The sequence below is a fragment of the Cupriavidus sp. 05T313 genome, from assembly GCF_056396665.1.
In genome coordinates, this window is record NZ_JBFTLX010000100.1 from 1 (window position 1) to 22,926 (window position 22,926).

At 65.7% G+C, this 22,926-nt stretch carries 20 protein-coding genes and 1 pseudogene; 13 read left to right on the forward strand and 8 right to left on the reverse strand.

Annotated elements, in window-relative coordinates; translation table 11 throughout:
• The 4 genes from AC1DKD_RS21290 to AC1DKD_RS21305 all read right to left on the reverse strand — a co-directional run.
• Positions 1 to 1,082 (reverse strand): tripartite tricarboxylate transporter permease (locus AC1DKD_RS21290; RefSeq protein ID WP_477143676.1); only part of this gene is annotated, 1,082 nt, incomplete at its 3' end.
• A 411-nt stretch (positions 1,083 to 1,493) separates the two neighbouring features.
• Positions 1,494 to 1,760 carry a pentapeptide MXKDX repeat protein gene (locus AC1DKD_RS21295; RefSeq protein WP_441626568.1) on the reverse strand — a complete coding sequence of 89 codons (267 nt, stop codon included), beginning with the start codon at positions 1,758 to 1,760 and terminating at the stop codon, positions 1,494 to 1,496.
• Positions 1,761 to 1,824: 64 nt separating this feature from the next.
• Positions 1,825 to 2,598: a molybdopterin-dependent oxidoreductase gene (locus AC1DKD_RS21300; RefSeq protein WP_441626566.1), complete on the reverse strand. Its 774-nt coding sequence runs from the start codon at positions 2,596 to 2,598 to the stop codon at positions 1,825 to 1,827.
• Between the two features lie 45 nt (positions 2,599 to 2,643).
• On the reverse strand, positions 2,644 to 3,282 hold the full coding sequence (locus AC1DKD_RS21305; protein WP_441626564.1) for a cytochrome b/b6 domain-containing protein: 639 nt from the start codon (positions 3,280 to 3,282) through the stop codon (positions 2,644 to 2,646).
• A gap of 401 nt (positions 3,283 to 3,683) precedes the next feature.
• Between AC1DKD_RS21305 and hisN the strand changes: the two genes are divergently transcribed.
• From hisN to ppk2, 4 genes are all read left to right on the forward strand, one after another.
• Entirely contained in the window at positions 3,684 to 4,475 is a 792-nt protein-coding gene (hisN, locus tag AC1DKD_RS21310) for a histidinol-phosphatase (protein ID WP_441626562.1), read from the forward strand.
• Between the two features lie 119 nt (positions 4,476 to 4,594).
• Positions 4,595 to 5,848 carry an Hsp70 family protein gene (locus AC1DKD_RS21315; protein ID WP_441626560.1) on the forward strand — a complete coding sequence of 418 codons (1,254 nt, stop codon included), beginning with the start codon at positions 4,595 to 4,597 and terminating at the stop codon, positions 5,846 to 5,848.
• Between the two features lie 118 nt (positions 5,849 to 5,966).
• On the forward strand, positions 5,967 to 6,986 hold the full coding sequence (locus tag AC1DKD_RS21320) for a transporter (RefSeq protein WP_441626558.1): 1,020 nt from the start codon (positions 5,967 to 5,969) through the stop codon (positions 6,984 to 6,986).
• 83 nt (positions 6,987 to 7,069) lie between these two features.
• On the forward strand, positions 7,070 to 7,987 hold the full coding sequence (ppk2, locus tag AC1DKD_RS21325; protein WP_428180675.1) for a polyphosphate kinase 2: 918 nt from the start codon (positions 7,070 to 7,072) through the stop codon (positions 7,985 to 7,987).
• A gap of 76 nt (positions 7,988 to 8,063) precedes the next feature.
• Here ppk2 and AC1DKD_RS21330 read toward each other — a convergent pair whose 3' ends face one another.
• Positions 8,064 to 8,252 carry a DUF1289 domain-containing protein gene (locus AC1DKD_RS21330; protein WP_441626556.1) on the reverse strand — a complete coding sequence of 63 codons (189 nt, stop codon included), beginning with the start codon at positions 8,250 to 8,252 and terminating at the stop codon, positions 8,064 to 8,066.
• Positions 8,249 to 9,133, reverse strand: a complete 885-nt coding sequence (locus tag AC1DKD_RS21335; protein WP_441626554.1) for an alpha/beta hydrolase — start codon at positions 9,131 to 9,133, stop codon at positions 8,249 to 8,251. Before AC1DKD_RS21335 ends, AC1DKD_RS21330 begins: the two co-directional genes overlap by 4 nt.
• Before the next feature lie 193 nt (positions 9,134 to 9,326).
• Between AC1DKD_RS21335 and AC1DKD_RS21340 the strand changes: the two genes are divergently transcribed.
• The 4 genes from AC1DKD_RS21340 to fdxA all read left to right on the forward strand — a co-directional run bounded on the left by AC1DKD_RS21340 (position 9,327) and on the right by fdxA (position 13,402).
• On the forward strand, positions 9,327 to 10,625 hold the full coding sequence (locus AC1DKD_RS21340; protein WP_441626552.1) for a cation:proton antiporter: 1,299 nt from the start codon (positions 9,327 to 9,329) through the stop codon (positions 10,623 to 10,625).
• Between the two features lie 188 nt (positions 10,626 to 10,813).
• Positions 10,814 to 12,511, forward strand: coding sequence for a M30 family zinc metallopeptidase (locus AC1DKD_RS21345; protein WP_477143677.1), 1,698 nt, complete (start codon positions 10,814 to 10,816; stop codon positions 12,509 to 12,511).
• Between the two features lie 93 nt (positions 12,512 to 12,604).
• Positions 12,605 to 12,925, forward strand: a complete 321-nt coding sequence (locus AC1DKD_RS21350; RefSeq protein WP_441626548.1) for a hypothetical protein — start codon at positions 12,605 to 12,607, stop codon at positions 12,923 to 12,925.
• Positions 12,926 to 13,057: 132 nt separating this feature from the next.
• Positions 13,058 to 13,402, forward strand: a complete 345-nt coding sequence (gene fdxA / locus AC1DKD_RS21355; RefSeq protein WP_441626546.1) for a ferredoxin FdxA — start codon at positions 13,058 to 13,060, stop codon at positions 13,400 to 13,402.
• Here the strand turns inward: fdxA and AC1DKD_RS21360 are convergent.
• Positions 13,399 to 14,502 carry a substrate-binding domain-containing protein gene (locus AC1DKD_RS21360; protein WP_441626544.1) on the reverse strand — a complete coding sequence of 368 codons (1,104 nt, stop codon included), beginning with the start codon at positions 14,500 to 14,502 and terminating at the stop codon, positions 13,399 to 13,401. The two genes, fdxA and AC1DKD_RS21360, sit on opposite strands and share 4 nt — an antisense overlap.
• Before the next feature lie 293 nt (positions 14,503 to 14,795).
• Between AC1DKD_RS21360 and AC1DKD_RS21365 the strand changes: the two genes are divergently transcribed.
• The 5 genes from AC1DKD_RS21365 (at position 14,796) to AC1DKD_RS21385 (ending at position 20,889) form a co-directional block, all read left to right on the forward strand.
• Entirely contained in the window at positions 14,796 to 15,305 is a 510-nt protein-coding gene (locus tag AC1DKD_RS21365; RefSeq protein ID WP_045236679.1) for a formate dehydrogenase subunit gamma, read from the forward strand.
• A complete protein-coding gene (locus AC1DKD_RS21370) occupies positions 15,302 to 16,855 on the forward strand; it encodes a formate dehydrogenase beta subunit (protein WP_441626542.1) in 1,554 nt (517 codons plus the stop codon). The genes AC1DKD_RS21365 and AC1DKD_RS21370 overlap by 4 nt, the downstream gene beginning before the upstream one ends.
• 88 nt (positions 16,856 to 16,943) lie before the next feature.
• Positions 16,944 to 19,799 (forward strand): formate dehydrogenase subunit alpha, encoded by a 2,856-nt coding sequence (gene fdhF, locus AC1DKD_RS21375; protein ID WP_477143678.1) that lies wholly within the window; start codon positions 16,944 to 16,946, stop codon positions 19,797 to 19,799.
• A complete protein-coding gene (fdhD, locus tag AC1DKD_RS21380) occupies positions 19,796 to 20,668 on the forward strand; it encodes a formate dehydrogenase accessory sulfurtransferase FdhD (RefSeq protein ID WP_441626538.1) in 873 nt (290 codons plus the stop codon). Before fdhF ends, fdhD begins: the two co-directional genes overlap by 4 nt.
• Positions 20,665 to 20,889, forward strand: a complete 225-nt coding sequence (locus AC1DKD_RS21385; RefSeq protein WP_441626536.1) for a formate dehydrogenase subunit delta — start codon at positions 20,665 to 20,667, stop codon at positions 20,887 to 20,889. The genes fdhD and AC1DKD_RS21385 overlap by 4 nt, the downstream gene beginning before the upstream one ends.
• Positions 20,890 to 21,335: 446 nt before the next feature.
• On the opposite strand, the pseudogene AC1DKD_RS21390 reads toward AC1DKD_RS21385, so the two are convergent.
• A pseudogene (locus AC1DKD_RS21390) lies at positions 21,336 to 22,409 on the reverse strand (IS110 family RNA-guided transposase).
• Positions 22,410 to 22,926 lie beyond the last annotated feature (517 nt).

The following is a 22,926-nucleotide window of genomic DNA, read 5'->3' on the forward strand; positions in this document are numbered from 1 at the left end:
GAGGCGATCAGGCCCCAGAACAGCGCGGGGTTGCTGGTCATGACCTGCGGGCCCGGCTGGATGTTGTGGATGGTMATCGCACCCACCATCAGCGCCATCACCGCGTTGGGCGGAATGCCCAGCGTCAGCAGCGGGATGAAGGAGGTCTGGGCCGCGGCGTTATTGGCCGATTCCGGACCTGCCACGCCCTCGATGGCGCCCTTGCCGAACTCATGCGAGTACTTCGAGGTTTTCTTTTCCAGCGAGTAGGCCGCGAACGAAGCCAGCGCAGCACCACCGCCCGGCAGGATGCCCAGCGCGGAGCCAAGGAACGTGCCGCGCAACACGGCAGGCGCCATGCGCCTGAAGTCGGCCTTGGTCGGCCACAGGTTGGTGACGTGATCGGTGAAGGTCTCGCGGTGCTCCTTCTGTTCCAGGTTGGCGATGATCTCCGCGAAGCCAAACATGCCCATGGCCAGCGCGACGAAGTCGACGCCATCGGTCAGTTCCGGAATGTCGAAGGAGAAGCGCGCCGCGCCCGAATTCACGTCGGTTCCGACCAGGCCCATCAGCAGCCCCAGCACGATCATGGCTACCGCCTTGGGCAGCGAGCCCGAGGCCAGCACCACGGCACCGATCAGGCCCAGCACCATCAGCGAGAAGTACTCCGCGGGCCCGAACTTGAACGCCAGTTCCGACAGCGGCGTAGCAAATGCGGCAAGGATCAGGGTAGCCACGCAGCCGGCAAAGAACGAGCCCAGGYCGGCGGTGGCCAGCGCCACGCCCGCTCGCCCTCGCCGTGCCATCTGGTAGCCGTCGATGGTGGTCACCACGGACGACGATTCGCCCGGCAGGTTGACCAGGATGGCGGTGGTGGAGCCGCCGTACTGCGCGCCGTAATAAATACCGGCCAGCATGATGAGCGCGGCCACCGGCGGTAGTGTGTAGGTCACCGGCAGCAGCATGGCGATGGTGGCCAGCGGCCCGATGCCGGGCAGCACGCCGATCAGCGTTCCCAGCAGGCAGCCGAGGAAGCAGTAGCCAAGATTTTGCAGTGTCAGCGCCGTGGAGAACCCAAGGGCCAGGTGTTCGAATAGTTCCATGAGGCTGTCTCCCTCGCCTGCAGTGAAACCCGGGCGGAGCATCCGCCGTAAGGCGGAGTCCGCATGCCAGGCCGCGCGCTGTGTTTTGAATTGGCGCGCGAATCGGAGGACGCCGGCGCAGCGGGTCGCTGTGCAGGTTTCCCCCGCAGATCGTCATCGACAGCAGGTGCGCGCACGTCGGGCGCGCCTCAATGGCTTACCAAGCACGGTAGGCTTGCGTGCTTTCATCCGGCTTTCAGCGGACGCCGCTGCGGGTATGTCCCGATGCATTCCGATGCGCCGCGAGTGGCGCTTGCGGTTCCCGCATGACCGAAACACCGACGCCCCGCGCAAAAGACGGGGCGTCGTCACATTGCCGGCCGCCAGCCAGCCAGCCAGCCAGCCAGCCAGCCCGGCAGGCTGCCCTTCCGCTTACTGCTTCATTGCATCCTTGCCCATGGCATCCTTGCTCATGCTGTCCTTACTCATGCTGTCCTTGCCCGCCTTGTCCTTGCTCATCTTGTCGCTGCTCTTCTTCGTCTTGTCCTTGCTCATCGCGTCCTTGTTCATGGTGTCCTTTGCCATGCTGCTGTCGTTGGCCATGGGAGCGGCATCCTTCTTCATGGCGTCCTGGGCGAAGGCGTGGCCCGCAAACAGCATGGTGGTTGAGAGCAGGGCGGTTGCGAACAGTTTGTTCATGGTGTTCTCCTTGGGCTGATAGCCGGTGTGCAAGCCGGCACCATGCCGGCCAATTTCAAGCGGATCAGGATCCGCCGAACCAGTTGTATCCCTGGTCTTCCCAGTAACCGCCGGGATACGTGTTGGTGACGTACAGCGCCATGATGTGCTTGGGGTTCTTGTAGCCAAGCTTGGTCGGCATGCGCAGCTTCATCGGAAAGCCGTACTTGGGCGGCAGTGTCTGCCCGTCGTAGGTAAAGGTCAGCAGCGTCTGCGGGTGCAGCGCGGTGGGCATGTCGATGCTGGTGAAGTAATCGTCGGCGCAGCGAAAGCCCACATACTTCGCGCTGGTGTCGGCGCCCACGCGATGCAGGAACTCGGAGAAGGGCGTGCCGCCCCACTTGCCGATGGCGCTCCAGCCTTCCACGCAGATATGCCGGGTGACCTGCGAGGTTTGCGGCAGCGCGTAGAGCTGCTCGAGCGTCCAGGACGCCTTGCGTGCCACCAGGCCACCCACTTCCAGGCGGAAGTCGCCGGCGTCGACCTCGGGCACTTCGTCTTCGCCGTAGAAAGCATTGAACGGGAAGGGCCGCGTGATGCGGGATTCGTCGTAGGTAGGCGCGAGCCGGCCGGGATCGAACAGCCAGCCTTGCACGCGATCGTTGAAGCGCGATACCGCGTTAAGGAAGCGTTCCACCGAGGCATCGTCGGTCAGGCTGCAGCCGGTCAGCATCGACAGGCCGCCCAGCGTGACGGCGCGCTTGGCGAACAGGCGGCGCGAGGGCATATCGAGTTCGCGCACGGCATCGTGCAGGATCAGGTTCCGGTCGAGCGTGACGATGGGTTTGGGTTTGTTCATGGTGATTCTCCGCGAGGCGGCTCTCTGGATTCGGCGGGATGGCGTTCAGTGGCCGCGCAGCATGATCAGCAAGGTCCGCGGCACCAGCGCAACCATGGCCACATGCACGGCGGTGAACAGCACAATGGCGCTCATGCACACGAAATGGACCCAGCGCGCGGCGTCGTAGCCGCCCATCAGCTCGCGCAGCAGCGGGAATTGCACCGATTTCCAGATCGCCAGGCCGGACAGCACCGTCAGCACGATGACCAGCACCACGCCGAGATACATGGCCTTCTGGGCCGCGTTGTATTGGGCCAGGTCCGGGTGCGCCAGCCTGCCACGCAGCGCCGCGGCCACATCGCGCAATGCCTCGCGCACCGACAGCGGCAGGAAGCGGCGGCGGAATCGTCCGGTAATGACGTTCATCAGCAGGTAGAACAACCCGTTGGCGACCAGCAGCCACATGGCCGCGAAGTGCCATTGCAGCGCGCCGCCCAGCCATCCGCCGAGCGTGATGCCCTTGGGGAAGTGCAGGCCGAACAGCGGCGATGCGTTATAGATGCGCCAGCCGCTCATCACCATGATGATGATGGCGATGGCGTTGAGCCAGTGGGTCAGGCGTACCCATGCCGGCTGGATGGGGGCGGACGCATGTCCGTGGCGGCCGGGCGCGGGCCGCGATAGCTGGGAGGCAGTATCCACCGTCGTTCTCCAATGTTCCCGTGGCGGCAGCGCGTGCTGATGCAAACGGTTTGTGTGCCTTTGTCGACGGTGGCGGCACGAACTTACACGCGAAACGGGAAATTTTTCTGGCACGCGGGCGCGTCGGCAATGGGTATCCCAAAAGTCACTCGGCTGGCTCGGCAGAAGGAAGAACGGACTGTCGGGCGACGCATGGGCGGCTACCCACGCTTCACAGTAGCACCGTGCCGGCGGGACACCAAAGGTAATCCCTGCCTGGCCGCTCCGGCCTGGGAAGTCCGGCCGCGGGTGCCGCTACAATGCTGGCGGGCAGCGCGCCCAACGCAACGCTGCGCGTGCTGGCTTCGGCCGCGCCGCGCCATCCGTCTCCCAGCCACCATCCACGGACCCAGGATCTCCGCATGCCTCTGACCGCCGAGCAGCTTATCGAATACATGGACTTCGCCACTGGCCTTGCGCAGGCGGCGGGAAACGCCAGCCTGCCGTACTTCCGTAGCGCGCCTGCGGTGGAGGACAAGGGCGGCCGCCGCTTCGATCCGGTCACCGAGGCCGACAAGGCGGCCGAGCGCGCCATGCGCGACCTGATCCGGGCACGGTATCCGGAGCACGGCATCCTGGGCGAGGAAGAAGACCGCGTGGCCGGCAGCTCGCCACTGACCTGGGTGCTCGACCCCATTGACGGCACCCGTGCCTTTATCACCGGGCTGCCGCTGTGGGGCACGCTGATCGCGCTCAACGATGGCCAGCGTCCGGTGCTCGGCATCATGGACCAGCCGTTCACGCGCGAGCGCTTCAGCGGCGACGGCCGGCAGGCCTGGCTTAACGGCGAGCTTCTGCGTACGCGGCCTTGCGCCGACCTGTCGCAGGCCAAGGTGATGTGCACCACGCCGGAAATGTTCGACGATGCGGCGCAGTTCGCCGCGTTCCGCCGCGTGGCCGATGCCGCCAGGATGCAGCGCTATGGCGGTGATTGCTACGCCTATTGCATGGTCGCCGCGGGCCATGTGGATGCGGTGGTGGAAGCCGGCCTGAAGGCCTACGATGTGCAGGCGCTGATTCCCATCGTGGAAGGCGCCGGGGGCGTCGTGACGAGCTGGACCGGCGGCGACGCACAGCAGGGCGGCACCGTGGTGGCCTGCGGCGACCGGCAATTGCACCAGCAGATACTGGCGCTGCTGAATGCGCCTGTCTGATCACGTCGAAGGCCGCGTGTGAGGATGCAGGGCTTGCTATCATGCTGGCCGCGACATCCGGCGCGGGAAAAGCCATCCCGACCCGGACTTAACTATGCAGTAGGGAAGAAACCAGAAACATGATGTCAAACGCTTGCGGCCTCGATTTCGGCACGTCCAATTCCACGGTGGGCTGGTGCCGGCCGGGACAACCCACGCTGTTGCCGCTGGAAGATGGCAGGTTCACGCTGCCTTCGGTGATCTTTTTTCATTCGGAGGATCCGCTGGTCAGCTACGGCCGGGCCGCGCTCGGCGACTACCTGGCAGGCTATGAAGGCCGGCTGATGCGCTCRCTGAAGAGCCTGCTGGGCACTTCGATGATGGAAGACAGCACCGAAGTCATGGGCCAGGCCATGCCTTTCCGCAAACTGCTGTCGCATTTCATCGGCGAACTCAAGCAGCGCGCGGAGACCTCGGCCGGCGCGGGTTTCGACAAGGTCGTGCTGGGGCGCCCCGTGTTCTTCATCGACGAAGACCCGAAGGCCGACCAGCTTGCCGAGCAGACGCTGCGCGAGATTGCCGCGGACGCCGGCTTCAAGGACATCGAGTTCCAGTACGAGCCGATTGCCGCGGCCTTCGACTACGAAGCCACGATCTCCCGCGAGGAACTGGTGCTGGTGGCCGACATCGGTGGCGGCACCTCGGACTTCTCGCTGGTCCGCCTGTCGCCAGAGCGCGCCGGCAAGACCGACCGCCGTGGCGATATCCTGGCCAATGGCGGCGTGCACATCGGCGGCACGGATTTCGACAAGAGCCTCAGCCTGGCGAGCGTGATGCCGTTCCTGGGGCTGGGCAGCGAACTGCGCAACGGCAAGGCGATGCCTTCGGGGCAGTATTTCGACCTGGCCAGCTGGCACACCATCAACCTGGTGTACACGCGCAAGGCGTGGTCGCACGTGATGGACAACTATCGCGATGCGGCCGACAAGGTAAAGCTCGACCGCCTGATCAGCCTGATCAAGCAGCGCGCCGGCCACTGGCTGGCGATCCAGGTGGAAGCGGCCAAGATTGCCTTGTCGGGCGAAGCACAGACGCAACTCGACCTGGGACGTATCGCGCCGGGAGAAACCATGGCGATCACCCGGGTGGACTTTGACCAGTCCATCGGCAAGCTGGTCGGCAAGACCGAGGTAACGGTGCAAGCGATGCTGCGCGATGCGGGCGTGCAGGCTGACGCGATCGACACGGTGTTGTTTACCGGCGGCTCGAGCAGCGTGCCCCTGCTGCGCGAGCGGCTGTCCGAACTGATCCCGGGGGCGCAGCGGATCGAGGGCGATTTGTTCGGCGGCATTGGCTCCGGCCTCGCGCTGGATGCGCGCCGCAAGTTCGGCTAAGCGCTTCGCGTCCGGCAGTGACCCAATGAAGGCCGGCGCCGCGCGCCGGCCTTCATGCGTTCATCCCCTCATGCTAATGTCCCATCTTCGCGAATACGCGCTTTCGAAGAGGCACCACATGCATGCGGGTATCGTCGAAGCCAGCTACGGCTCCGATCCGGTCGGTCTGGTCAGCGGCTTCCGCTTCCTGCCCGGCGAGCCGGGCCAGCCCATGGATTCCGCCGCCGCGGCCATGTGGCTCAAGCAGCCCCCGCCGGGCGACGAGTTTCTCTGGCTGCACTTCAACCTGTCGCACAGCGCCTGCGAGCGCTGGCTGAAGAACCAGCTCGACCTGCCAGAAGGTTTTTTCGAAGCACTGCGCGAAGGCTCGCGTTCCACCCGCATCGAGCGGCTCGACGTGGCGCTCCTTGCGGTGGTCAACGACGTGATCTACAACTTCGGCGTGAGTTCCACCGACATCTCCACGCTATGGGCCTGCGCCGACCGCCGCATCCTGGTGACGGCGCGCATGAAGCCCTTGCGCTCGGTCGACCAGTTGCGCGCCTCGGTGCGGCAGGGCGAGCTGTTCCACACGCCGCTGGCGCTGCTGGTGCATTTGCTGCGCGACCAGGCCGATGTGCTGGTGCGCATCGTGCGCGAAACCAGCGGCACCGTGGACCAGGTCGAGGATCGCCTGCTCTCGCAGCGCCTGCATGGCAACCGCGCCGAACTCGGCTCCATGCGGCGCGGACTGGTGCGCCTGCAGCGGCTGCTCGCGCCCGAGCCCGGCGCGCTGTTCCGCCTGCTCAACCGACCGCCGGCGTGGCTGCAGGAGCAGGATATCCAGGACCTGCGCGACTCGACGGAAGAGTTCTCGCTGGTGCTCAACGACCTGGCGGCGCTGGTCGAGCGCATCAAGCTGTTGCAGGAAGAAATCGCGGCCAAGCTCAACGAGCAGACGAACCGCACGCTGTTCACGCTGACGCTGGTCACCGTGCTGGCGTTGCCGATCAATATCGTGGCGGGTTTCTTCGGCATGAATGTGGGCGGCATTCCGCTGGCCGATCATCCGCACGGCTTCTGGGTGCTGGTGGTGCTGGTGGCCAGTTTCACCGTGCTGGCCGGCCGCTGGGCTTTCCGCAAGCAGGGGGATTACTAGCGTCCCGGGGACGGATTTCATGCGGGCGTCATAACCTGCTGCTAGCCTGCCAGGCACCGCGTTGTTGCGAACAGGAGTGAGCGATGAGACCAGACGAGAACGAGCTGATTCGGCGCATCCACCGCGAGGTGGCCGATCACTATGATGAAGAACTCGAACTGGAGCTGGAAGACCACCATGTCGATACGCTGTTCGGCGAGGGCGGCGGCGGGCTGGACGATGAAGAGCGTGCCGCGCGCCGACAGTATTTCCGCGAACTGTTCCGCCTGCAGGGCGAACTAGTCAAGCTGCAGAGCTGGGTGGTGGAGACCGGCCACAAGGTCGTGATCCTGTTCGAGGGGCGCGACGCGGCGGGCAAGGGGGGCGTGATCAAGCGCATCACCCAGCGGCTCAACCCGCGCGTGGCCCGTGTGGCCGCGCTGCCCGCGCCCAACGATCGCGAACGCACGCAATGGTATTTCCAGCGCTATGTCTCGCACTTGCCCGCGGCGGGGGAGATCGTGCTGTTCGACCGCAGCTGGTACAACCGCGCCGGCGTCGAGCGCGTGATGGGCTTCTGCACCGACGACCAGTACGAAGAGTTCTTCCGGTCGGTGCCGGAGTTCGAGCGCATGCTGGTGCGCTCGGGCATCCAGGTCATCAAGTACTGGTTCTCGATCTCGGACGAGGAGCAGCACCTGCGCTTCCTGAGCCGCATCCACGATCCGCTCAAGCAGTGGAAGCTCAGCCCGATGGATCTCGAATCCCGCCGGCGCTGGGAGGACTACACCCGTGCCAAGGAAATCATGCTGGAGCGCACGCATATCGACGAGGCACCGTGGTGGGTGGTGCAGGCGGTCGACAAGAAAAAGGCGCGCCTTAACTGCATCCATCACCTGCTGCGGCAGATGCCTTACGAGGAGCGCGCGCAGCCGCCCGTGGTGCTGCCGCAGCGCGAGCGGCACGAGGACTACATGCGCCAGCCGGTGCCGGACACCATGATCGTGCCGGAAGTCTATTGATCATCCGGGCAGGGCCGCGCCAGCATTGCCCTGCCCGATCTCCGGGCGAGGCGGAAGCCTGCGCTTCCGTCTCGCCTCAGTCCGTCTTCTTCGCTTGCCGCAACTCGGCCTCGCGCCGCGGCCTGGCTTCGATGATCTTCCGCCGGCGCTTCTTCTTGAGTGCCTTCCACGCCTTGCATTCCGGGCGCGTGCGCAGGCAGCCCCTGCAGTAGCCGGTCGCGTCGTCGAACTTGCAGATCTTGATGCAGGGCGATTTCACATTCATGTGGCGCTCCCGCAATCGGCGCGCCGGAGGATGAAGTCGGCGACATCGTCGCGCACCGGGGCCAGCCAGTGCAGCGGGTCGGAGAAGGCACCGATCAGTAAGGTGTGGGAGAGCCGCGCATAGCTGCGGTACTGCACAGGCACGCCGTTGCGCTCCAGGCGCTGGGCCATTTGCGCTGAGTTGCGCTGCGGGTTGACCAGGCGGTCGCCTTCGTCCACGCCGATAAAGGCGGCCGGCGAACGCGCGTCGGCATGGTCGATAGGCTGGGAGCCGGGCGGGTAGTCGGGGTGATGGAACACCGGTTTCGCCTGCGGGTTGACGATCGGCAGGAAATCGTAGGGCCCGGCCAGCCCGATCCAGCCGCGCAACTGGCCGGGGCTCAGGTCGACGCGGGCAAGCCAGCGCGCATCGAGCGCGAGCATGGCGGCGTTGTAGCCGCCCGCGCTGTGTCCCATCACGAACAGCCGTTGCGGATCGCCGCCGTATTTGGCGATCTCGCGCCGTGTCCAGGCGACGGCACGGGCGTTGTCCACCAGGAAATCCGGATAGCTGACCTCGGGGTAGAGTCGATAGTCCGGAATCACGGTCAGGATGCCGCGCGCGGCCAGGGCTGCCGCGACGAAGGCGTAGTCGGCCCGCTCGCCGCTGTTCCAGGTGCCGCCGTAGAAGAACACCACCACCGGCGCCTTGCCGGAGCAGGCCGGCTCGCGGGGCGCATAGATGTCGAGCTTGCCGCGCGCGCCGTCGGCATAGGGCACGCTGGCGGTGAGGGCATAGGCATTGCTTTGGGTCAGGCCATTCAGCACGTCCGACGTGGAGCACGCGCCCAGCCCCATCAGCGGCAGCACCGGCAGCAGTGAAAGAAAGCGCGGTCTGGGCATGGGCTAGGCTTCCTGGCAGGTGATTTTTTCAAGCGCCGCCGGTCATTCTTGCATATACCTTGCATAGACGTACGGTGTCCCCTTGTTGTAGCGCGCCGCGGGGCCTGGCGCCACGGGTTTGCCGTGCCAGCCTGCCCGCGCGGACCTGCGGCCGGCGTCCTTTCGTGAACGCGCTCGCCATGGGAGATATCGCTTGTTCGGCACCTGGGCATGGATCATCGGCGCGCTGCTTGTCGCCATCGGGCTGATCGGCTCGGTGGTGAAGCGCCTGCCCATTTCGTTCTCCGCGCTTTACCTGCTGTTCGGCATGTTGCTGGGCCCGTTCGGCTTCGGTCTGATCCATTTCGATATCACCCGTCGCGAGCATGTGGCGGTGCTGGAGATCGTTACGGAAATCGCCCTGCTGGTCTCGCTGTTCGCGGTGGGTTTGCGCTTGCGCGCGCATCCGCGCGATCGCATCTGGCGCCTTCCGCTGCGGCTGGCCACGCTGGGCATGTTGCTCACCATTGCCATGCTGGCTGTCATCGGGATCTGGGCAATGGGGCTGCCGCCCGGCGTGGCATTGCTGCTGGCGGCTATCCTGGCGCCCACCGATCCGGTGCTGGCTTCCGATGTGCAGGTCGACGACACGCAGGACCGTGACCGGACGCGGTTCAGCCTGAGCGGGGAGGGCGGGCTGAACGATGGCGCCGCCTTTCCCTTCGTCATGCTGGCGCTTAGCCTGCCGGGCGCTGCCTGGCTGCGCTGGCTATGGCTCGACCTGCTGTGGGCCACGCTGGCGGGGCTGGCGGTGGGCTGGGGGCTGGGCTGGCTGTGCAGCCGCGTGGTGCTGGCGCTGCGCAAGCGCCTGGGCGGCGCCCTGGGGATGGAGAGCTTCTTCACCATCGGCCTGATCGGGCTGGCTTACGGCACCGCGCTGGCGGTGCATGGCTATGGCTTCCTGGCGGTGTTCGCCGCCGGCATCGCCATGCGTCACGTCGAACACGAGGAGAACCAGGACGTCGCGCCCGACGAAGTGCTGGGCGCAATGACGCCTGCCGAACATGAGCGCGTGGCCGTGCACCAGGACAAGGCCGCCGCTTACCTGGCGCATACCGTCAGCGAGTTCTCGCTGGACCTGGAGCGGCTCGCCGAGCTTAGCGTGATGGTGGTGGTGGGCGCCTTGCTTTCCACGCGGCTGCTGCGCGGGGAATACCTGGCCCTGGGGCTCGCGCTGATCCTGGCCGTGCGTCCGCTTGCCGTCGCGATATCCACCATCGGGGTCGCGCTGCAGCCAGCGCAGCGGCGGCTCATTGCCTGGTTCGGCGTGCGCGGCATCGGCTCGGTCTATTACCTCGCCTTTGCCCTGGCGCACGGCGCCGATCCCCGCTACGTGGCCCTGCTGGCCGACGCCACGCTGTGYGTGGTGGTGCTGTCGGTGGCCCTGCATGGTTCATCGGCGACGCCGCTGATGGCCATGTACCGGCGCTGGCGCGGTGCCGCCAAGGCCTGAAGCCGCCGGCTTCGCGGCCACCTCCTGCACGATTGCGCGGTCCGCGCCGTGCCCATGCCAGGACGGTTTGCACGCTCTGCGATGACGCCGGTTCCTAAAGCTCTTGTCCCCGGATGCCGATATTTGTGCTGGCCCCGGCATCTTCCGCCGGTGCCGGCGCCCAAAGAACAAAAATCGGAGCTTTCAGTATGACGGGAACCACTTTCCGCCTCCGCGCAGGCTTGCTCGCAGCATGGCTTGCCGCCGCCTCGGTCGCCGCCTGCGGCGGCGGTGGCGATGCACCCGCTACCAGCCAGACGRCCGCGCCGGTCAGCAGCGTACCCGCTGCGCCCGTTGTGCCCTCTGTGCCCGCGGTGCCGGTCATGCCGGCCCTCGCTCCGGCCTGCAACGGCTGCAGCGCCGCGGACGGCAGCAATTACTCGGGCTCGGGTGTCGGCGTCTGGTCGGCCTCCAATACCACCGGCGCCGCAGCCGATCTGCCGATTTCCATCGGTGGCGTGAGCGGAAAATCGGTGACGCTGCTCTACACCAATGGCGCGGCCGAGCAAGCCATGCCGGCGCTGTCGCTGTCGGTCATCCAGTCCGAACTGGCCAATCTCTCGATCCAGTCGGCCGAGTCGTTGTCGTCCACGCAGGACGAGCGCACGCGGCGCGATATCGCCGAGTTCAATCGCGCCGGCTGGGCGGCACTGGCCGGCGGCAAGCGCGTTGCCAGCTTTTCCGAGATGGCGCCGCCGCCGCCGCACGCTTCCGCGCTCAATTCCACGAAGACCTGGTATCACACTGACGGCACGCGCCGCCTGGCTACGCTGACCCAGCAACTGCCTGCAAGCGATGGGACGGTCGTCAACATCTGGGTGGAAAACGCCGAAGCGTCCAACATCGGCAGCCCAATCGTCAACGATCTGCTCACCAGTTTCGTCGGCGCCGGCGGCATCTACGACATGCTGACCCAGGTCGGCGGCCCGCTGTGGGGCGCGCACAGCTACAACAACCTGATTGCCGCCAGCGGCCAGCCGATCGATATCGTCATCCTCAACTTCGACAAGAATGGAAAGGCGGGCGGTACCGTGGGTTATTTCTGGGGACTGCATAACCTGACGGCTGCCTCGGATGCGCGCAGCAACGAATCGCTGTCGCTCTATCTCGACTCCGAGACGCTCCAGCTGGCCGGCGCAGCAGGCATGAAGGCAATGAAGATGACCATGGCGCATGAGGGAATGCATATGCAGAACTTCTATCGCCGCGGCGTCAAGGCCGGTCAGAAGTATGCATTCGATACCTGGCTGGAAGAAATGTCCGCGATGATGATGGAGGACTTCGCCAGCTACAGCATCGATTCCAGCTATAACGCGATCCGTGACGTGCGCTTCCTCGACTACCTGTCGCAAGGCAATGGCAACTTCAACTGCAATCTGCTGCAGTTCACCGGTTTCGGCGCGACCTGCGAGAGCTATTCGGTGTCGGGCAGTTTTGGCGGCTTCCTCGACCGGCAGCTTGGCCTGGCCTTCTACAAGGATCTGCTGAACCGCACCAGCAGCATGGATTCGAAGACCGTGCTCGACCAGGCCATCAAGGCGGCGCGTCCGGACTCCGGCTTCGACCAGGAACTGTTGCGCTGGACCGTCACCAGCAACTCGCTGATGCCCGCGGCCTCGTCGCCGGCGCGATACGGCTACCCGGCCCGCGTCGACGGCGGCTTTACGCTGCCGCTGATCGATCCGGACCTGGCCAAGTACCGCTCGGTGCGCAAGCTGCCCAGCGCGGTTGCCGCCACGCTGCAGCCGTACGGCAGCTTCCCGGTAGTCCGCGGCAATGTGGGCACGACGTACAGCGAAACGGTGCGCGTGCCGGCTGGCACCACGCTGTCCGTAGTGGTGTACTGATACTGAGCGCGCAACGCGCGGACACGCCGGATCGCCTCCGGCGGCCCCCGGGCGGCGGCATCCGCCGCCCGGCCCGCCAACCCATCGAACCTCATGCACCGAATCCTGATCCTGATTGCCGCACTGTCCGTCGTGCTTGCCGCGTGTGTGCATGCGGTGCCCGCCGGCAGGTCCATTGCGTTGACGGGCACGGTCATGGTCAAGGGCAGCGCGCTGTTCCAGCAGCCTATGCTGGTTACCGCCGACGGCGAGGCATGGGTTCTCGAAAAATTCCCCGTGGAACAGGCCCAGGCCCTGGGCAGCCAGCGGGTGACAGTAACCGGCGTGGTGCTGCGCGCAAACCAGCCAGGCACCTGGGCGCCGGCCATTCGCGTCGAACATGTGGACGCCGCGCCGGGCGCACCTTGGCGGTAGGCGGACGCCGGCAGGCTGCAAGATCCTGATGGCGCACATGAAGTCTTTTGACTGACTCGCACAAAGCACGTCTCCCCCGTGCGGGCGCGGCAACGCTATCCTTGCCGCTGTCTTTCCGCGCCTCCCAGCCTTATGACCTTCGTCGTTACGGATGCCTGCATCCAGTGCCGCTACACCGACTGCGTCGATGTCTGCCCTATGTCGTGCTTGCACGAAGGGCCGAATTTCCTTGTGATCAACCCCGACGAATGCATCGATTGCTCGATGTGCGTGCCCGAGTGTCCCGTGGGCGCGATTTACTCGGACGAGGATCTGCCAGCCGGCCAGCAGCATTTCCTGGCCCTCAACGCTGAACTCTCGCGCCAGGCTGGCTGGAAGCCGCTGCTCAAGGCCAAGGGCCCGCTGCCCGGGCACGAACAATGGGCCGGGCGGGACAACAAGCTGCCCATGCTGCTCAAGGATGCCGCGCAGTCCTAGCCCTGGCCGCGTCCCCCGGCGTCCTCGGGAAAGGCTTCGTCCAGCGTCAGTATCGTGCCGGTCAGGCTGCCGTCGTAGCCGGGCAGGGCATCCACCACCTGCCGGAAGCTGCCGCTCCTGAGCGCCGCCACGGCGCCGGCAAGCGCCGGGCTCTGCAGGCGCTCCCGCTCGATCGCAAAGAAATACCGCTCCTTGAGCACTGGCACGAAATCCAGCCCGAAGCGCCGCGCCGCCGTTTCCACGCCGAACCCCGCATCGGCCATGCCACTGCCGATATAGGCAGCCACCGCCGCATGGGTGAACTCGCCATTGCTATAGCCCTCGATCCGGCTGCTGTCGATGCCGCGTGCTTCCAGGATCAGGTCCAGCAACAGCCGCGTGCCGGAACCGGTCTGCCGGTTGACGAAGCGCACATCGGCGCGGCACAGGTCCTGCAGCGTGTTGACCTCCAGCGGATTGCCGGGGCGCACGAAGATGCCTTGCGAGCGCACCGCCAGGTGGATCAGCAGATGCGTCTCCGGGCGGATCCACGTGGCGAAGCGATCCAGCGTCTTTTGCTCGAACTCGCCGATCGGGACATGAAAGCCTGCTATATCGCAAGCGCCCTGCGCAAGTGCCGCAACCGCCTCAAGGCTGCCGCAATACTTCAGGTCGTGGCGAACCTGGTGCGCATCCAGGAAATCGTGCAACGCGGCCACCGCGAAACCATGACTGGCGTGCAGCCGCAGCGTGGGGCCTGACTGGTCGACCAGCTTCTTCAGCTCTATCTCCAGTTCCGACGCCAGGCTTTCCAGCGTGGGGGACAGCCGCGCGGCAATGCGTTTGCTGGCCCACACCAGTTGCTGGGCCAGTGGCGAGAGCGCCGTGCCGCGACCCCGTGTCTTGGCAATCAGCGCGCCGCCGAACAGCGCCTCCGCATCGCGCAGGATGCCCCAGGCGTAACGGTAGGACAGCCCGGTTGCCTGCGCCGACTGGCTGATGCTGCCGGTGCTTTCAATCAGACCCAGCAAGGCCACGAGGCGGGACACGTCAAGTGCCGGGCCGGCGCCTTGCTGGTCGTCGCGAATTTGCAGATGGGGCAGGATCGAGATGCGAATCATATGAGAAAAATAGCATATTGCTCGAACGCGGCCAACTGCCTATAGTCCGCTCAAAGAGGCAGATAAACCGAAAAAGGCCAGCTAAAACAGCAAGGCGACATGGCTTATGCCCGTTCAGTGCCCCCAAGATATGAAAAAAATAGCATATATAGTGGCAGCCGGAAACCGGTTTGCCGCGCCCCGCAGCAGTTCCTGGCCAGACGCGCAAGCCAATGCGCCACACCGTCTGCCCCCGGCCCCGGACTTTGGGTCCATTTTTAGCGCCGGGCCGTGCTGCGTCACCAGGAGACCCGATGTCCTCACCAGCTGCTGAAGCCCGGCGCGACCGGATCGCGCACATCGTAGCCACGCGCCGCGACATGCCGGGCGCCTTGTTGCCGATCCTCCACGAGATCCAGGACGCGGTAGGCTACGTGCCCGCCGACGCCCTGCCCGAGATCGCCCGCGCGCTCAACCTGTCGCGCGCCGAGGTACACGGCGTGGTCACCTTCTACCATCACTTCCGCGACAGCAAGCCGGGCCGGCATGTGATCCAGGTCTGCCGTGCCGAAGCGTGCCAGTCGGTCGGCAGCGAGGCGCTTGCCGCCCACGCCGAGCGCGTGCTGGGCTGCGGGTTTCATGAAACCACCGCCGATGGCGAGTTCACGCTGGAGCCGGTCTATTGCCTGGGCCAGTGCGCCTGCGGCCCGGCCGTGATGGTCGGCGAGCAACTGGTAGGCCGCGTGACGCCGCAGCGTTTCGATGCTTTGGTCAAGGCTTGCGCGGATGCGTCGCAGGATCGGGCAGCGGAGGTGCAGGCATGAGCGTGACCGTCTTCGTTCCCCGCGATTCCAGCGCGCTCGCCATGGGCGCCGACGACGTGGCGCGCGCCATCGCGCGCGAAGCCGCGGCGCGCGGCGCCACCGTGGAGCTGGTGCGCAACGGCTCGCGCGGCATGTTCTGGCTGGAACCGCTGGTCGAGGTGCAGACCGCCGCCGGACGCGTGGCCTATGGTCCGGTCACGCCGGACGATGTCGCCGCCTTGTTCGACGCCGGCTTCCTGGCGGGCGGGGCGCACGCGCTGGCGCTCGGCCCCACCGGGGAGATCCCTTTCCTCAAGGGGCAGGAGCGCCTGACCTTCGCCCGCATGGGCATTACCGATCCGCTCTCGCTGGATGACTACATCGCGCATGAGGGCTACGCCGGCCTGACCCGCGCGCTGGCGCTGGACGGTGCGCAGATCGTGCGCGAAGTGACCGATTCCGGACTGCGCGGCCGCGGCGGCGCAGCCTTTCCCACCGGCATCAAGTGGCAGACCGTGCTGAACGCGCAGTCACCCACCAAATACGTGGTCTGCAACGCCGACGAGGGCGACTCGGGCACCTTCTCAGACCGCATGGTGATGGAAGGCGATCCTTTCATGCTGATCGAGGGCATGACCATCGCCGGCCTCGCGGTGGGTGCGCAGCACGGCTATATCTACGTGCGCTCGGAATATCCGCACGCCATTGCCATGCTGGAAGCGGCCATCGGCATCGCCCATGCCGCCGGGTGGCTGGGCGACGATATCCGCGGCAGCGGCCGGCGCTTCCACCTGGAGGTGCGCAAGGGCGCGGGCGCCTATGTGTGCGGCGAGGAAACGGCGCTGCTGGAGAGCATCGAAGGCAAGCGCGGCGTGGTGCGCGCCAAGCCGCCGCTGCCGGCGATCGAAGGCCTGTTCGGCAAGCCCACCATCATCAACAACGTGATCTCGCTGGCCACCGTGCCGCTGATCCTCGCGCGCGGCGCGCAGTTCTACCGCGATTACGGCATGGGCCGCTCGCGCGGCACGCTGCCGTTCCAGATCGCTGGCAATGTGCGGCAGGGCGGGCTGGTGGAGAAAGCCTTCGGCGTGACCCTGCGCGAGCTGCTGGAGGACTATGGCCAGGGCACGCGCAGCGGGCGGGCGATCCGCGCGGTGCAGGTGGGCGGTCCGCTGGGCGCCTACTTGCCGGTTTCGCGGCTGGATACGCCGATGGACTACGAAGCGTTCGCGGCCTTCGGCGCGGTGCTGGGTCACGGCGGCATCGTGGTGTTCGACGACACCGTCGACATGGCGAAGCAGGCGCGCTACGCGATGGAGTTCTGCGCCATCGAATCCTGCGGCAAGTGCACGCCGTGCCGGATCGGCTCGACGCGCGGCGTCGAAGTGATCGACAAGATCATCGCGGGCGACCAGCCGGTCAGGCACGTGAAGCTGGTGCGCGACCTGTGCGACACCATGCTGGGCGGATCGCTGTGCGCCATGGGCGGCATGACGCCGTACCCGGTGCTGTCGGCGCTCGACGGATTCCCGGAAGACTTTGGCGTGGCCGTGCCAGCCAAGGCTGCGTGAACGCAGCGCTACGGCATACCGAACCGGCGCTGCCTCTGCGCCCTCTGAATCACCAGTACGCGGCCCGCGGCCGCAGCGGGAGTCCGCCTTGAATACACGAAACGAAATCGATTTCGGCACGCCGGCCAGCGATTCGCAACAGCAGGTCACCCTTGAGATCGACGGCGTCGACGTCACCGTGCCCGCCGGCACCTCGCTGATGCGGGCCGCCGTGCAGGCGGGCGTGAACGTGCCCAAGCTGTGCGCCACCGACAGCCTCAAGTCCTTCGGCTCGTGCCGCCTGTGCCTGGTCGAAATCGAAGGCCGTCGCGGATTCCCGGCCTCGTGCACGACCCCGGCCGAAGCCGGAATGAAAGTGAAGACGCAGACCGACAAGCTGGCCGACCTGCGCCGTGGCGTGATGGAGCTGTATATCTCCGATCACCCGCTCGACTGCCTGACCTGCCCCACCAACGGCAACTGCGAACTGCAGGACATGGCCGGCGTGGTGGGCCTGCGGGAAGTGCGCTACGGCTACGACGGCGCCAACCACCGTGCCGAGGCCAAGGACGAATCCAACCCGTACTTCACCTACGATCCCTCCAAGTGCATCGTGTGCAACCGCTGTGTGCGCGCCTGCGAGGAAACCCAGGGCACCTTCGCGCTCACCATCAGCGGCCGCGGCTTCGACTCGCGCGTGACGGCGGGGCAGGGCGACAGCTTCATGGATTCCGACTGCGTGTCGTGCGGTGCCTGCGTGCAGGCCTGCCCCACCGCCACGCTGGCCGAAACCTCCATCATCCGCATGGGGCAGCCCGAGCACAGCAAGGTCACCACCTGCGCCTACTGCGGCGTGGGCTGTGCCTTCAAGGCGGAGATGAAGGGCAATGAAGTGGTGCGCATGGTGCCGTACAAGAACGGCCAGGCCAACGAGGGCCACTCGTGCGTGAAGGGCCGTTTCGCCTTTGGCTACGCGACCCACAAGGACCGCATCCTGAACCCGATGATCCGTGCCAGGATCACCGACCCGTGGCGCGAAGTGTCGTGGGAAGAGGCGATCAGCCACGCGGCCTCCGAGTTCAAGCGCATCCAGGCCAGGCATGGCCGCGACTCCATCGGCGGCATCGTGTCCTCGCGCTGTACCAACGAGGAAGGCTACCTGGTGCAAAAGCTGGTGCGCGCCGCCTTCGGCAACAACAACGTCGATACCTGCGCGCGGGTTTGCCACTCGCCCACCGGCTACGGCCTCAAGCAGACGCTGGGCGAATCTGCCGGCACGCAGACCTTCCGCTCGGTGGAGAAGGCCGACGTCATCATGGTGATGGGCGCCAACCCCACCGATGGCCATCCGGTGTTTGCCTCGCGCATGAAAAAGCGCCTGCGCGCCGGCGCCAGGCTGATCGTGATCGATCCGCGCCGCATCGACCTGGTCGACTCGCCCCACGTGCGCGCCGACTTCCACCTGCAACTGCGCCCCGGCACCAATGTCGCCGTCGTGACCTCGATGGCGCACGTGATCGTGAGCGAAGGCCTGATGGCCGAATCGTTCATCGCCGAGCGCTGCGAGGACCGTGCGTTCCAGCAATGGCGCGATTTCGTCATGCTGCCGGAGAACTCGCCGGAAGCGATGGCCGAGATTACCGGCATCCCCGCCGAACAACTGCGCGGCGCGGCGCGCTTGTATGCCACCGGCGGCAACGCCGCGATCTATTACGGCCTGGGCGTGACCGAACACGCGCAGGGCTCCACCACCGTGATGGGCATCGCCAACCTGGCCATGTGCACCGGCAATATCGGCCGCGAAGGCGTGGGCGTGAATCCGCTGCGCGGCCAGAACAACGTGCAGGGCTCCTGCGATATCGGCTCCTTCCCGCACGAGCTGCCGGGCTATCGCCATGTATCGGACTCCACCACGCGCGGCCTGTTCGAGTCCGCCTGGAACGTGGAGATCAGCCCGGAGCCGGGCCTGCGCATTCCCAACATGTTCGAGGCCGCGCTGTCGGGCAGCTTCATGGGCCTGTACTGCCAGGGCGAGGACATCGTGCAGTCCGACCCGAATACGCAGCACGTGGCAGCCGCGCTGTCGTCGATGGAATGCATCGTGGTGCAGGACATCTTCCTCAACGAGACCGCCAAGTACGCGCACGTGTTCCTGCCGGGCTCGTCCTTCCTGGAAAAGGACGGCACCTTCACCAACGCCGAACGCCGCATCTCGCGCGTGCGCAAAGTGATGCCGCCCAAGGCGCGCTATGCCGACTGGGAAGCCACCGTGCTGCTGTCCATCGCGCTGGGCTATCCGATGGACTACAAGCATCCGTCCGAGATCATGGACGAGATCGCGCGGCTGACCCCCACCTTCAGTGGCGTCAGCTACCAGCGCCTGGAGGAACTCGGCAGCATCCAGTGGCCGTGCAACGACGCTGCGCCCGAGGGCACGCCCACCATGCATATCGACGCATTCGTGCGCGGCAAGGGCAAGTTCATCATCACGCGCTACGTGCCCACCGCCGAGCGGGTGAATCGCAAGTTCCCGCTGATCCTCACCACGGGCCGCATTCTGTCGCAGTACAACGTGGGCGCGCAGACGCGGCGCACCGACAACGTGAAGTGGCACGACGAAGACCGGCTGGAGATCCATCCGCACGACGCCGAGGAACGCGGCATCAAGGACGGGGACTGGGTTGGCGTGCAAAGCCGCGCGGGCGAAACGGTGCTGCGCRCCATCGTCAGCGAGCGCATGCAGCCGGGCGTGGTCTATACCACCTTCCACTTCCCCGAGTCCGGCGCCAACGTGATCACCACCGACAACTCGGACTGGGCCACAAACTGCCCCGAGTACAAGGTCACCGCGGTGCAGGTGATGCCGGTGGCGCAGCCGTCCGAATGGCAGCGGCAGTACCGCGACTTCCACGAGCAGCAGATGCAGTTGCTGCAGGCGGCCAGCGCCGAGGCGGGTTCGGCATGACGCTCTGCGAACTCGCCATGGCCAGGCCCGATGCGGTGGCGTCTTTCAGCGATGCCGAGCCGCCTACGCACAGCACCTTCGCCGTCAATCGCTGCCGCCTGGGCGAGCTGGCGCTGGAGGACGACGAGATCGCCGAGGAGGTGCCGGTCGCGCTCGAGTACAACGGCATCTCGCATGCGGTCATGCTGGCCTCGCCGGCCGATCTCGAAGACTTCGCGTTGGGCTTCAGCCTGAGCGAAGGGCTGGTGGCCAGCCCGCGCGACGTTTATGAGATTGAGACCGAGGTCCGTCCCGAGGGTATCGCGGTGCAGTTGCGCATTGCGGCGGAAGCCTTCGCCGCGCTCAAGGATCGGCGCCGCGCCATGGCGGGCCGCACCGGCTGCGGGCTGTGCGGCACGGAATCGCTGCAGGAAGTCATGCGCGCGCCGGCGCCGGTCAGCAGCAAGGCGAGCTTCAGCGATGCGGTGCTGTACGCCGCGTTCGGGCAGTTGCAGACGCGCCAGGAACTGCTGCGCCATACCGGCTCCACGCACGCCGCCGCCTGGCTGCGCGCTGACGGCCAGGTAGCATTGGTCCGCGAAGACGTGGGCCGCCACAACGCGCTTGATAAACTGATCGGCGCGCTGGCACGCACTGGCGAGGACCGCTCGCGCGGCGCCGTGCTGGTCACCAGCCGCGCCAGCTACGAAATGGTGCTGAAGACCGCCAGTGCCGGCGTTGGCGTGCTGGCCGCCGTCTCAGGCCCGACCGCGCTGGCGGTGCGTCTGGCGCTCGATGCCGGCGTTACGCTGGCCGGTTTTGTGCGCGCCGGGCGCCACGTGGTCTACTCTCATCCCCAACGTTTGCACAGCAGGACGGAACAGGCATGAACTCCGATAACCTTGTCAAGATGGCGAACCAGATTGGCACCTTCTTCGAGGCCATGCCGGACCGCGAGGAAGCGGTGGCGGATATCGCCAGCCATATCAAGCGTTTCTGGGAGCCGCGTATGCGGCGCGCGTTGCTGGCGCGGATGGACAGTGGTGAGGATGCCGGGCTGGACGAGATTGTCCTGTTGGCGGTGACTCGGCATCGGGGGGTGTTGGAGTGATGGGGGGAGGTTGTTGGGGGTGGTCGTTGTTTTTTTTGAGCGGTGGTGGTTATTGCACCCAACAGCCATACGACATTCGCCTGCTGGGGTGGTCGTTGTTTCTTTGAGCGGTGGTGGCATGTTGCACCCAAGAGCGTACGACATCCCCCTGCGGGGGACGCCGGTCACTTATATGAACGCGCCCCGGTTTGCTAGGTAAATGTCACGCGATGCTCGATCAGGGTTGGTTRCAGACTTATATCCGGCCTAGTGCAGGCCAAGCCTGCGGCCCCGATGGAATTCGCCAAGAGCGGCCCTTACCTCTTCAGCGTGCTCGAAGCACCAGTGACCGATCAGGGTCCAGCTCTTGCGGTCCAACCTGTCTTGCCATCTCGCTCATCTACCGTCGCAACCTTCTAGTCGAATTCAGTAACCTTGCTTGCAAGCCGCGGCTAGGCCAGCTCCGCCTACGGTCGTTGTAGGCGGAGCTGGCCTAGTGCGGAATTCGCCGTTTGCTTGGCCCTCTCGGCTTTCTTTAACTCATGGTTTCTTTCATACGGCTCATTGCCCATCAGCACGGCCCACGCAGTTCGCGCCGCCTTGTTGGCTAGCGCCACCACCGTCACGTTGGTGGGCCGTCGGCGTGCCAGTTGCTCGCACCACAAGCCTTTGTCCTTGGCTCGGAACAGGACTGCCCTGGCGCCATGGATCAGCAGCATGCGTAGATAGCGGTCACCGCGTTTGCTGATCGCGCCCAGGCGCACCTCGCCCCCAGTGCCGTGCTGACGCGGCACCAGCCCGAGTTAGGCCGACAGTTGCCGCCCCGATCGGAAGCCGCGCGCATCGCCGATAGTCGCGACCAGTGCTGTGGCCGTGAGCATGCCGATTCCCGGAATTGTCATCAGCCGTTGGCACTCTGGCTGCGTCTGGGATCAGGCCTTGATTTGTCCCTCCAGCCCCTCGATACCCTTGTCCAGGCGGCCGATCAAGTCGAACTGCTCGCGCAACGCTTCGAACATCCTCGCGGGCACGTCTTGCTCGACTTCGGCCAACCGCTCGCGCATTTCCGCCAAGCCCGCCTGACGCCCCTTTTTGAAGCTCAAGCCAAACTCATAGAGCGCCCCACGCAGGGCATTGATCATCATGGTCCGCATCTTGATGTGCTGCTCGCGCATCCGATGCAACACCAGCGTGGCCTGCTGCTCCACCGTCTTTGGCGTCACCGCAGGCATGTCCGGCTGTTGTGCCGCGGTCCAGATCGCTCGCGCGTCTGCGGCATCGGTCTTGTTGGTCTGCACGAATGGCCGAACGAATTTCGCGTGCAGCAGCTTCACCTCGTACCCGAGCGACATGAGCTTGCGGGCCCACCAGTGCCCGCTGCCGCATGCCTCCAACGCCACGCGTCCTTTGTGCTGAGCTAGAAACTCGATCAGCTTTTGACGCTGGAATCGCCGGTTGTGAATCTCGCCAGTCTCAGGGTCAACCCAGTACAGCTGGAACACATGCTTTGCAATATCCAGCCCAAATGTCATAGCATTCATTTCGGGTCCCTCCGTTCCTGTAGTGGTGGTGACATCTTCCACTCTGGCACATTGCGATGCCGYTCGGTCTGGAGGGACCCCCCTCTCATCAGACTCTTTTCTGCCCGACCCACACTACCGTCTCGCCACCTCGCGCTCCACTGCGGGGACGGGGCGCGTTCATACCATCTCTTCTTTGCTTCGGCAAAGAAGACTAACGAGAAGAAAGCCGACCCTGCCGGGGGCAGAGCAATCAGGCTTTCGGATATCGGTGGTTTCGTCGTGCGGCCCAGAGTGCCGGCGGGCTTCTGCCGGTACCGGCTTGACTGGCCACGATGCTGCCAGCTTCCGGGATTCGTGGTGGGGCCCCCGGTAGCAGACATCACAGACTTCGAGCCGTCTGTCGCTCGCGAAGTGGGCGGCCACGAAGTTGCAGGCGGTCCGGTTCCGTCGTGGGCGCGGTGGCACCGGGTGATATGCCCGAGGCCTTCACCACCGCGCCCGCCCCACCACGAAACCATGGGCATGTGATGTGTCG